Annotated in this window: 10 protein-coding genes; 6 read left to right on the forward strand and 4 right to left on the reverse strand. The window is 56.5% G+C overall.

Annotated elements, in window-relative coordinates; all coding sequences use genetic code 11:
• Positions 1-52: 52 nt before the first annotated feature.
• On the forward strand, positions 53-580 hold the full coding sequence (gene pyrE, locus ACPLPM_RS17100; protein ID WP_424357980.1) for an orotate phosphoribosyltransferase: 528 nt from the start codon (positions 53-55) through the stop codon (positions 578-580).
• 265 nt (positions 581-845) lie between these two features.
• On the opposite strand, the gene ACPLPM_RS17105 is transcribed toward pyrE, so the two are convergent.
• Complete coding sequence (locus tag ACPLPM_RS17105; protein WP_424357981.1) at positions 846-1,625, reverse strand: helix-turn-helix transcriptional regulator; 780 nt, start codon at positions 1,623-1,625, stop codon at positions 846-848.
• Positions 1,626-1,968: 343 nt separating this feature from the next.
• Here ACPLPM_RS17105 and purD point away from each other — a divergent pair, with 343 nt between their 5' ends.
• The 3 genes from purD to ACPLPM_RS17120 all read left to right on the forward strand — a co-directional run bounded on the left by purD (position 1,969) and on the right by ACPLPM_RS17120 (position 5,841).
• Positions 1,969-3,270: a phosphoribosylamine--glycine ligase gene (gene purD, locus ACPLPM_RS17110; RefSeq protein WP_424357982.1), complete on the forward strand. Its 1,302-nt coding sequence runs from the start codon at positions 1,969-1,971 to the stop codon at positions 3,268-3,270.
• A 72-nt stretch (positions 3,271-3,342) separates the two neighbouring features.
• On the forward strand, positions 3,343-4,947 hold the full coding sequence (locus tag ACPLPM_RS17115; protein WP_424357983.1) for a GAF domain-containing sensor histidine kinase: 1,605 nt from the start codon (positions 3,343-3,345) through the stop codon (positions 4,945-4,947).
• Between the two features lie 180 nt (positions 4,948-5,127).
• Positions 5,128-5,841, forward strand: coding sequence for an HAD family hydrolase (locus ACPLPM_RS17120; protein ID WP_424357984.1), 714 nt, complete (start codon positions 5,128-5,130; stop codon positions 5,839-5,841).
• 279 nt (positions 5,842-6,120) lie between these two features.
• Here ACPLPM_RS17120 and ACPLPM_RS17125 read toward each other — a convergent pair whose 3' ends face one another.
• From ACPLPM_RS17125 to aroA, 3 genes are all read right to left on the reverse strand, one after another.
• A complete protein-coding gene (locus tag ACPLPM_RS17125; RefSeq protein ID WP_424357985.1) occupies positions 6,121-7,668 on the reverse strand; it encodes a tetratricopeptide repeat protein in 1,548 nt (515 codons plus the stop codon).
• A gap of 82 nt (positions 7,669-7,750) precedes the next feature.
• Positions 7,751-8,860, reverse strand: a complete 1,110-nt coding sequence (aroC, locus tag ACPLPM_RS17130) for a chorismate synthase (protein WP_424357986.1) — start codon at positions 8,858-8,860, stop codon at positions 7,751-7,753.
• Positions 8,857-10,125, reverse strand: a complete 1,269-nt coding sequence (gene aroA / locus ACPLPM_RS17135; RefSeq protein ID WP_424357987.1) for a 3-phosphoshikimate 1-carboxyvinyltransferase — start codon at positions 10,123-10,125, stop codon at positions 8,857-8,859. The genes aroC and aroA overlap by 4 nt, the downstream gene beginning before the upstream one ends.
• Before the next feature lie 144 nt (positions 10,126-10,269).
• Here aroA and ACPLPM_RS17140 point away from each other — a divergent pair, with 144 nt between their 5' ends.
• On the forward strand, positions 10,270-10,908 hold the full coding sequence (locus ACPLPM_RS17140) for a hypothetical protein (protein WP_424357988.1): 639 nt from the start codon (positions 10,270-10,272) through the stop codon (positions 10,906-10,908).
• A 246-nt stretch (positions 10,909-11,154) separates the two neighbouring features.
• The gene (locus ACPLPM_RS17145) at positions 11,155-11,661 is read left to right on the forward strand and encodes a hypothetical protein (protein WP_424357989.1); all 507 of its coding nucleotides are present in this window, start codon (positions 11,155-11,157) and stop codon (positions 11,659-11,661) included.
• The last annotated feature ends 41 nt before the right edge of the window (positions 11,662-11,702 follow it).

The following is an 11,702-nucleotide window of genomic DNA, read 5'->3' on the forward strand; positions in this document are numbered from 1 at the left end:
ATATGAGGCCATCGCTTCTTTGTCTCGTTCAGAGTGAACTGAGGTTATTTTTATGGACGCAGAGCTCGTGGAAATGCTGAAGCAGACCGGCGCGGTGAAGTTCGGTGACTTCACGCTGTCGTCTGGCAGGAAGAGCACCTATTACGTGGACAAGTATATTTTTGAGACTAACCCGTCGTGCCTGTCGGTGATAGGGGATCGCATCGCGAAGCTGATTCCGGCCGGGTCGCAGCGGCTGGCGGGCATCGAGATCGGCTCTATTCCCCTGGCGGCAGTGGCCAGCGTGAAGAGTGGGATGCCCTTTGTCGTGGTGAGGAAGGCTACCAAGGGCTACGGAACGAACAAGCTGATCGAGGGTGTCTGGCAGAAAGGCGAAAAGGTCTTCGTGGTCGAGGACGTGGTGACCACGGCGAAGGGCGCTCTGGGCGCGATTCAGACTCTCCGGGAAGCCGGGCTGGTCGTCGACGAGATGGTCTGCGTCGTGGACAGGGAAGAGGGCGGCCGGGAAAATTTGGAGAAAGAGGGCGTCAAAGTCAGGTCCCTGGTCAAATCCAGCGAGCTGCTGGGCTATAAGCCTTAAAACGACAGTATCGATGACACGGGTCACACCGATATAGTATCCGGTGTGACCTCTGCAGTTTTTTGCTCTTTTGGCAACTAACACTTTTACACTCGCAGGCAGATGATCTGTCGAGGTGTGACATACGACTCTGACTTTACCATTTCTGCCTTGTCTGACAGTGTTCAATCCTTTCTCCAGCATTGTCTCTGCCCTGGCCTTTGGCAGCTTCGGCTTCTACACGAGCTTTCTGCCGCCGCTGGGGTGGACGTGACGGCCGGTCAACTTATTTTTTTACCGCTCTCGCTTTATAGTAGTTTAATAAGTCCCTGCCCCATTTCAACGCGACAGGGTCATCGCTGATCAGGTTGCTCTGGGTGTCGAACATGCCGTCGCTGTAGTAGGTGGAGAAGTACAGGTGTGTGTCTGTGAGGATGAGCGGCGTCTTGATCTCTTCGTCGGTCGCATAGTGATGGTAGTTAGCGCATCCAGAAAATTCCTGAAAGATGTTGTTATGCTCTTTTTCCATCCTTTCCATGACTGATCTGGCAAGGATCATCTCTACCGGGATTCCCTGCTTTGCCCTGCTCAGGAGAGAGCCTACGATGCTGTCCTCGTAAATTGACGAAACTCCGGATATCTGCTTCGCCTCGGTCATGATTTTCAAAAGCATGGACAGCGTCCGGTTTATATCCTCCGTATCGTCCTTGACATATCTGGCGTTATGCAGCTCCCCGATCCGGTACCTTAGCTCTTCGGGAATACACTCGATGTCGTGGGCATTCCAGAAGCTCCCGAGCCTGTCGAAAAGGTCTACAGTGTTGGCCAGTGGCCAGTAGTTTACGAGTATTATGCTTCCCTGAGTAGTCAGGGTATATGTCTTTCGCTCTGCCGAAATGAGATCGTACTCAAGTAGCTCTCTGAGCTTTGTGGACAGCTGCGACGAGCCCACTCCGAGATGGTCTCTTAGCTCCGACAGTGTTTTAGGCCCGTCTTCAAGATAGATCAGTATATCTCGCCTCAGCTTTGAAGAGGCGAGCAGGCTGAGCAGATCGTTATCCCTCATATTCTTACTTTCCCACCCATTAACAGAAAACATTTTATGTGATATAACTTTTTGCTATTTATTCAGCCCTTAATAAAATTATGCACGTGTATGAAAATAATGCTTGCAACCGTAGTGCTGTGAATATTTATACGAACAAATAAAATGATTACAATTAGTTAGCTTTTCAATATGCACACCGATACATCCCCGCAGCAGTTGCCCGGGAGGGTCCGGCCAGGTCAGGCCAGGTTCGACTTGTGCTGCCGGAGGCGATTTCCCGCCGCCCCAACCGTATGGTGGCCTGTTAGCCTGCCTATAAAGTTATTACCGATCACAGCGATATGCACATGGCTGATCATTAATGAAAGTGCTTGTTATTGGCTCCGGCGGCAGGGAACATGCTATTGTAGAGGCGCTCGCAAGAAGCGAGTACCATCCGAAGATATACGCGGTCATGGGTAACGCCAACCCGGGCATCAGGCGCCGGGCAGAGGATTTCCTGCTGGAAAAAGAGACGAACGTGCCTGCGGTGGTACAGTATGCGCTGGACCATAACGTCGACATGGCCATCGTCGGCCCGGAGTCGCCTCTGGCGGCCGGGCTGGCCGATGAGCTGGAGCTGAACGGCATTCCGGTAGTGGGCCCGCGGAAGGATGCGGCCCGCATCGAGTTTGACAAGGCCTGGACCCGGGAATTTATGGCCCGCAACAACATCAGAGGCCTGCCGAAGTTCAGGGTCTACGATAACTATGACGATGCATGCAGGTACCTCCAGGAGAACCACGACGTCGTGGTAAAGCCCGCAGGCCTGACCGGAGGCAAGGGTGTCAAGGTCATGGGCGAACACATGCACACGCTCGAGGAAGCCAGGGAGTATGTGAAAGCCGTGCTCGAGAACGACCGGGTGGTCATCGAAGAGCGGCTGAAGGGCGAAGAAGTGACTATCATGGCTTTCGTGGACGGAAAGCACATCGCCCCCATGCCCACCGTGCAGGATCACAAGAGGGCTTTCGAGAACGACCAGGGTCCGAACACAGGCGGAATGGGCTCTTACACTGACAACATCGATTTGTTGCCGTTCATGACCAGCGATGACTACGAAGAGGGCGTGGCGATCATGGAAGAAACAATCAAGGCCATGGAGAAAGATGTCGGCGTCCAGTACAAAGGTGTCCTGTACGGGCAGTTCATGATCACCAGGGACGGCATGAAAGTGGTGGAGTTCAACGCGCGGTTCGGCGACCCCGAGGCCATGAATGTCCTGTCGTTGCTGAAGACGGACTTTGTCGACGTCTGCGAGGCCATCGTGGACGGAAGCCTCGATAAGCTCAAAATCGAGTTCGAGCGCAGCGCCACTGTCTGTAAGTACGTAGTACCCGCGGGATACCCGGATCATCCGGTGAAGGACGCTCCGCTTACGGTTACAGAAAAGCCCGAATATCTCGTTTACTACGCAAGCGTAAACGAGCGGGACGGCAAAGTATATACCACCTCATCCAGGTCGCTCGCCATCGTCGGCATCGCCGGCACCATCGCCGATGCGGAAATTCTCTCGGAGGAGGGCCTGGCAAACGTGGGGGGCGAGTTCCACTGCCGGCACGACATCGGAAAAGAGCACCTGATTCGCAGGCGTATTGAGCACATGGATGCAATTCGCGGCTAAGGGTGGATGACTCCCTCCCCCGGATATTTTTATATTAAATTATTTATGGCATAGGATGAAATTTATCATGAGATGGAACCGCAGTATCTTCCCCGCATCCTGCATGTCATTACCGATGCAATAGAGCATCTGCCAGAAGCGTTCCTCTTTTTCGGCGAAACCGGTGACGTGCGGTACGCCAATGCCCGGGGCAGACAACTGCTGAGACTGAACGGAAATCCGACCACCCTGGGAGCAGTCGTCGGTTCAGGCCGGAAGATCATATCCGCGGGCAGCGGTGGAGAGGCGGGTACCACCCATTTTAAGAGCGCCCTCAAAGAGCCGGATTCTGGCGAGCACGTATACATGAGCCTGATGAAGACGCCGGAGGGGTCTGTCCTGATCTCCCGGGATTCCAGGGCGCCTGTCGAGGAAGGCCTGGAGGCAGAAATCCACGAGTGCAACGAGCTGCTCAAGCTGACCAACGCGGTCCAGACTCAGATCACCCAGTCCATGAACATCGATGAGACACTTGAAGCGGTGGTCAAAAATGTTCCCCGGATGATAGGGCTGGAATACTGTATCATCTTCATGATCGAAAACGGGGAAATCGTCGAGATCAAGACCACAGAGAGCCTCAAAAAGAAGCTCGGAGGCATGAGAATCCGCATGGACGACCTGGTCGCCACGAAGGAAGTGATGAACACAGGGCAGCCTATCGTGATCGAGGATATTGCGGAGTACTCCCGGATATCCTTAAGGATGATCGAGCTGCTCGAAGCAAGGACGGGCCTCATCCTCCCCCTGGCTGCCAGGGGCAAGATCATCGGGGTGATGTGGCTCTATAATACCGGCAAGCCCAGAACGTACAGGAAAGAAGATATTGCGAGAGCTAACGCACTGTCTAACCAGGTGGCCACCGCCGTCGATAACGCGATGCTCTTCAACGAGCTGGCCAGTGCTAAGGGTGAGCTAGAGGTCTCTTACGAGCGGCTGAAAAGCCTGGACCGGATGAAGATGGAGTTTTTCACGGTGATATCCCATGAGTTGCGCACTCCGCTCACCACTATCAAGGGCTACGCAGAGCTGCTCAAGGATGGCATGCTGGGCCCGCTCAACGACGAGCAGCGAGACCGGCTTAGCAGAATCGACTCCAGCGTCGACCGGCTGACCGGAATCGTAGAAAGCCTGTCAGACCTGTCAGGCGTTGCTTCCAGACAGTACGCAGGTGAAAAGATACCAGTATCGCTTAACGAGATCATCGACGAAGTGGTCCGGGGGATCGATTTTCTCGCAGACCTGAAACAGCTGACGGTCACCACGGACATACCCCTGAAACTCCCGGTGATCAACGCGGATCGCAACCGGATTCTGCAGGTGTTTCTAAACGTCCTCAACAACGCGATCAAGTACACGCCCGATGGGGGTAAGATCAGCATCGTAGCCCGGGATGAAGACGACAACATCCTCGTGGCAGTACACGATACTGGCATAGGTATACCGGGAGAGGACCTCGAGAACATTTTCTCCGGCTTCTTCCACGCGGGATATAAGCTCTCCTACGAGTATAAAGGAGCAGGCCTGGGCCTCGCAGTCTCCAGGCAGATCGTCGAGAGCCACGGAGGCAGGATCTGGGCGGAGAGCCAGCCGGGCAAAGGCAGCACCTTCTTTATCAGGCTGCCCAAACAGGCTTCGTGAAGCCCATATCCCGGAATAGTAACACCATAGGCCAGGTGCTGCTTCCAGTCGGTTATGCAAGAGAGACCTTCGTCTCATTCACAGCACAGCGTTCCTCTCTATATACCACTCGCAAAACGACTGTTGTTTTTGCGCAGTTTTGTGATCAGCTATAAAACCTGTCCTGTCTATGGTACTTTGATGGCGGAGCATTGCATCATCAACATCTCGAGGTTTCGGGCAGTCTTGTTCGACATGGACGGAGTGATCACAGACACGATGCCCGTTCACCTGAAAGCCTGGCAGGAAGCGTTCAAGCCCTACGGCGTGACGGTAGAAAAGATGGACGTGTACCTGCGGGAGGGCATGCCGTCGAAAACGATGGCTCAAAGCATAGCAGGTGACAAGAAGAAATCTTTGAGCAAGGAAGACCTCGAAAAGATCGTGGCAGAGAAGTCGGCCTTTTTCGACCGGGAGGTCTCGGCACAGGTAAAAGTGTTCGACGGGGTTCCGGGCATTCTGAGGATGCTCCGCAACAACGGCATCAAGACCGCCCTGGTCACCGGCAGCCGCTCAGAGTCGGCGAAGGCGGTTCTGCGGAAAGCCGGAGCGGAGGAGCTGTTTGACCTTGTCATCACCGGCGACGACACGGAGAACGGGAAGCCCAGCCCCGACCCGTACCTTACCGCCATGGGTCGGCTCGACGTCAGCCGGATTAACTGCGTGGTCGTGGAGAATGCCCCGCTGGGCATCCAGTCCGCGAAAGCCGCAGGAGCCGAATATGTGATCGCCGTGACGACTTCTCTCGACGCTTCGTACCTCAAAGAGGCCGACGATATCATGGCATCCGCAGCGGACCTCGAAACCTGCCTCGCCAGGCGTTTCGCGGCCCTTCCGGGGCCTACAAGCCTGTGACTATACCACAATTAACGGGTGACTTTTCTCACCGCAGAGATCCACAGAGTGACCGGTTTACCACAGAGTGCACGGAGACTCACAGAGACGCACAGAGACTTAATTTATAATGGCTACTGTACAGAATAAATTTCAAAAAATCTCTGTGGATCTCTGTGCGACTTCGTGCCCTCTGTGGTAAACCGTTTCTCCGTGAACCTCTGTGCGACTCCGTGCACTCTGTGGTGAATAGTCTCTCTGTGCGTCTCTGTGGTGAGAAATGAACCACTGCCCCGAGTTCTAAAGGTCCCTGAGCTCAGGATACTTCTCGGTGTAGATCTCCCGGAAGTGCCTGGCTCTGGCAGTGTCAGTTTTCTGTAGCGTGTGGTATAGGTGCCAGTAGGCGAACCTGATGCCTGCCCAGTATCCTGCTTTTTCGGCATATGCCATGCAGGTGTTGAGAGCCTGTAAGGCCTGCGGATAGTCGCTGGTTCTGGCATATGCGAGGCCCAGGTTGCCCATCAGGTCTGCGACGGCCCTGTCGTCGCCGCGTTCGGAGGCGGTGTGCACCGCTTTCCGGTAATAGTCGACGGTCTGGCCTCTGTTGCCTCCGGGCCCGCTGATGGCGCCTCTATAGCTGTTGATCATCAGCATGCACTGGCTGGTGCGCGCTCCCTTCAGGTTTACCGATAGCTTTTCCACGGCCTGGAACTCCCGGTCAGCCCGGGCCTCGTCCCCTATGTGCATGGCGCAAGAGCCGATGCTGTTGTGGATGGTGGCCAGGTCCCGGTCGCTGCTGGAATACCTGCCGGCAGCCTCGAAGCATTCGATAGCGTTGATGTACTCGCCCTTCTCGAACAGTACGACTCCTGAATAGAAACTTATCAGCCCTTTGAGCCGGTCGGTGATACCCTGCACTTCTGATGCTCCCTTTAGCGATGCGGTAGCGAGATCGTAGTCGCCTTCCGCTATGGCCATGCAGCCTTTAAGGGCATACAGATATGCTCTCTTCTCCGGTTCTCTGGCATTCTCCAGGGCTGCTGTAGCGTACGCTGTGGCCATTTCCGGCCTGCCGGCACGCATATAGTTCAGGGCCAGAACAGCATTGTACTGGTATCGTAGCGCACTGCTGGTATCTGCCGGGGTTATCCCGGAGAGCATGTCGGCGATCTGCCGGTTCGGGCTGAGGTTAAACAAGAGGAGGCCCAGGCTTACGATCAGGTCTCGCTCGGCAGAGTCCTCCAGCGTATCATCTGATTTCAGCCGGCGGACGACCTTCAGCAGCCAGGTCACTTCCCGGTCTTTCTTAACCCGGTCTAAGAATCGCAAGTATCCCGGAGCGCTGGAGATCTTGTCGATCAGGCTCTTCAAACGGCCTGCATCCTGCCCGGAGAGCAAGCCGCGTTTTCTGAATGTTAAGACCAGCCCGGACATGTAGCTGGCCAGCTCTTCCGGCGCCTGCAGCACTGCCAGCCCGCCTATGCCCGGCTCGCCAAACTTCCTCCGGGGCAGCCCCACCAGCTTAGGGGCTAAAGCATTAGTCAGCAGGTGGTCGAGGGTACGTACGAACCCGGCGAACCTGGCATCGAATTCTATGATATTGGGCAGGCTGTCGAACTTATGGCTGAGCGCCTCGTAGACGTATCCGGAGTATGAAGAAATCCCCTCCTCCCCTGAATCTGCCCGCAGAGAATTATGTGTGTCGATAAAAGCTACCATCGCAGCTATGCGAGCCTCGTCCATTATCCCGCCGAAGCTCTCTCTGGCAGACTTTAGCAGGATCGAGCGCAGCACGTCGTCGGCCAGCCCGTCAGTCCTGGTATGACGGGCACCGCTGCTGTTCAGCATAAGCTCAAGAAAACGTCTGGACGGCACGATAACTACCCAGTACGGAGATATGTCCGCCCCGGGTTCAGGCTTGCGGCCGTTTTCAGCGATTTCGGCTTACGTCTACGCGTACAGGGTTAATGATACCGCCGCAGATCATGTGATCGACGATCACGAGGGCTACCATGGCCTCGGCGACTGGCACCGCTCTGGGCACGATGGACGGATCGTGGCGGCCGGTAATTTCTATGACCGCCTCTTCTCCCGTTTCAAGGTTGACCGTGTGCTGAGGCCTGGCGATCGACGGAGTGGGCTTGATCGCTGCCCGGCACACGACTGGCATGCCGGTGCTGATGCCCCCGAGGATGCCGCCGGACCGGTTGGTCTTCGTGCTGACGGCTCCGCCTTCGGAGTAGAACTCGTCGTTCATCTCGCTGCCGCGCATTCCGGCAGCAGCCAGCCCTTCGCCGATTTCTACGGCCTTGACGCCGCCGATGCCCATGAGCGAATAAGCGAGGCATGCGTCGAGCTTGTCGAAAACCGGGGATCCGATGCCTGCCGGGACACCGGTGGCAATGATTTCTACAATGCCTCCCACGCTGTCGGAAGCCCGCTTCGCTTCCTCGATCTCCCGCAGCATGGCGCCTGCTGCGGCTAGATCGGCGCACCTCACAGGGTTAGAATACGTGTTGGCCTTGATCTCCTCGACCGTAGCCGGCCCGGCCCTGACGAAGCCGATCGCTGTGGTGTGGGCCATGACCTCGACACCGTAGAGCGATAAAAGCTTTTTTGCCACCGCCCCTGCGGCGACCCGGGACAGCGTTTCTCTGCCGGAAGACCGCCCTCCGCCCCGGTAGTCCCGGCGGCCGTACTTTGCAATGTACCCGAAATCGGCATGGCCCGGCCGGGCAGTATCTTTGATTTGCTCGTAGGCGGAGGACTTCGCGTCCGCGTTCCGGACGAGCATGGCGATCGGAGTGCCGGTCGTCCGCCCTTCGAACACGCCCGAAAGGATCTCCACCCTGTCGGCCTCCTTACGCTGGGTAGTGACCTCGCTCTGGCCGGGCTTTCGCTTATCCAGTTCTGCCTGGACATCAGCCTCGGTCAGCGGCAGGCCTGCCGGGCAGCCGTCGATGACCACCCCGAGGCCTGGGCCATGGCTCTCCCCGAAAGTGGTTATCCTGAAGGCGGTTCCGAAGGTGTTCCCGGTCATACTTCTACCTTCGCTCCGAGCTTCCTGAGGTCGGCGAAGAACGCCGGGTAGGAAATATCCACTGATTCAGCAGTGTTGATCGTCGTCGGGCCGTCGGCCACGAGGCCTGCGATGGCCAGCGACATGACGATCCGGTGATCGTCGTAGCCGTCCACCGCGGCGCCCTTGAGGCTGCCGCCCTCGATGTCGAGGCCGTCCTGCCTCTCCTCGATCTTTACGCCCATCTTCCGCAGCTCGGTGGCCATGGCCCGGAGCCGGTCGGTTTCCTTGTACCTGACATGCTCAGCGTTGTTGATGTGCGTGGTGCCTTCGGCGCACGCGGCCAGCACGGCCAGTGTCGGCACCAGATCGGGCGTCTGGCCGGCGTCTATGTCGATGCCGTGCAGCCCGCCTCCCTGCACTGTCACGGTGCCCTTTTCCTCATCCCAGAAGACGTTGGCGCCCATGTCCAGCAGGTACTCGAGAATGGCGGCGTCGCCCTGCTTCGACGGGAACAGGTTGCCTACAGTCACTTTCGAGCCGGTGATCGCAGCCGCTGCCAGCGGGTACGAGGCCGAGGAAAAGTCGCCGGGCACCCGGTACTCCCCGAGGTTGTAGTCCTGGCAGCACGGGATGTGGAACTCCTCGAAGTTCGTCTCGATCTTGCAGCCGGCCTTCTCCAGCATTTCGAGGGTGACTTCCACGTAAGGCCGGGACTTCAGCTCTCCCTCGATGACGATGGTTGAATCGTTCTTCGCGAAGGGGCAGGAGATAAGCAGCGAGGATATGAACTGCGAGCTGATGCCGCCGTTGATCGAAATGCGGCCGCCTTTCATGACGCCGTGGATGACCAGCGGCGCAGTGCCGGTGCCCCGGGTGGAATAGCAGACCGCCCCGAGGTCGTTTAACGCCTTAATTAATGGGCCGTTAGGCCTTTTACGCAGGGAGTGGTCTCCCGTAAACACGGTGGCGCCGTCTGCGAGCGCCGCGATCGACGAGCATAACCTCAGGGTGGTGCCGCTGTTCTTCGCGTCGACCACGTCCTCCGGGACTCTGGGCTTGCCGATGACCCCCGCGATCTCCACTGTGTCGCCGGCGACTCTGACGTCCGCCCCGAAAGCCCTGCACGCTGAGACGGTGGCCAGCGTATCGGCAGAGAGTAGCGGCCCGGTGATCTTTGCGTAGTGACCCATGCTGCCGATGGCGATGGCACGGTGGGTGTAGCTCTTCGACGGGGGAGCATCGACGCTGCCCCAGACGTCGGACTTAGAAATCCTCGCGATCATCAGATCGTAAATGGAAAATACATCATATATATTTTTATTTACCACAGGGGCCGGGCACCCCTATCGCCCGGGAGCAGCCAGCCGTCGGGATGCACGTAGTTTAAATGGCAATCTATTTCCGCCATGACAATATTTTAGAGTGCGATGCCACTGGTCATGCCGGATTTACGCAAGGTACCAATCACCAGCCTGGGAGGCACAGCAGCCATATTGAGCTTCTGCCTTTTCTCAGGAATCTCCATAGCGAGCTACCCGGGAGGCTTTTCCCCGTTCGAAATGTGGCTGGGAGACTACGGGTTCCCCGACAAAAACCCCCAGGGAGCAGCGTATTATAACCTGGGTTGCATGGTTACAGGGCTACTGCTCGCCGTATTCTACGCAGGCTTCTCCCAGTGGCGCACGACCGGCCAGGTTCGGAAAATGCTGCGTACAGCCGGCCAGCTCACCGGGATACTATCAAGCGCATTCTTGGTTGTGTCAGGATACCTCACCCCCGCGGTCATGCCCGGCAACATGATCGCATCATACATCTTCTTTATACTCACAGCTCTGGCCATCATGCTCTTGCACCTCGCCTGCAGTTCCCGCCCCGGGTACAGCGAATCAACCGCTTGCATGGGCTTAGCCTCGATAGCGCTGATAATGCTCCTCGCAGTATCGGGAACCATCGTACATATCGAGCCAATAATGGCTGAATGGTGCACCATCTTTGCACTGGCGATGTGGGTCGGGCTGGTGTCCCGGGACTTTTATCGCCTTGCTTCAGGAAATTGCGCTGCGTGATCAGGTTTACCCGGCGCAAAACGTCACGTGAGCGAGCCCCGCAGCGCCATCGGCCATTAGAGAGTTTATTCTTCCAGGAGCGCACGGCCGGGCGAAGCGAATAGAAAAATATATCTTACTGGTGTCGTATTTCACTAAATTTGTGGTATTACGGATAAGGGTTTGGAACTAAAGTCATTAAGCGGCCTGTCAGGATATCTGGGGATAATCGTATTCTGTATCTTCGGATTAATTTCAGTTTACTTCATGTGGGACCGGTTTTCACCCTTCGACGTGTGGATAGGCGACTTTGGCGATGACACCACAAATCCGGCCGGCTACGAATTCTACAATATCGGGTCCATGATAACAGCCATACTGCTAACTGTATTCTACCTGGGCCTGTACGAGTGGCAAACAGCCAGCCGCATCCGCAACGTTCTACTTGGCTCGGGCGTCATAGCAGGCAGTATCTCCGGCGTGCTGCTATTCTTGACGGGGTACGTATCAACTCACGTGCAGCCCCTGCATTTACAGCTGTCCGTACTATTCTTCGCCTCTACGCTCATCGCGATCATGTTCGTCTGCCTGGCCTTCGCCGGCCTGCCAAAATACAGCGAAGCTGCCCTGTGCATGGGCTTGACCACAGTAGCGCTGACCCTTGTCCTCGCCATCTCTTACGCGCTAGATATTGAGCCTATTATAGTCCAGTGGTTCACCGGCTTTGCGCTGTTGGCATGGGTCGGGCTCACCGCCAGAGACTCGTTTGCCTGAGAGAAGAGCGGAAAAGTATAAGTTGATTTTTAAGGCTCTGC

Source organism: Methanocella sp. MCL-LM, from assembly GCF_049676595.1.
In the GTDB taxonomy this organism is placed as follows: domain Archaea; phylum Halobacteriota; class Methanocellia; order Methanocellales; family Methanocellaceae; genus Methanocella_A.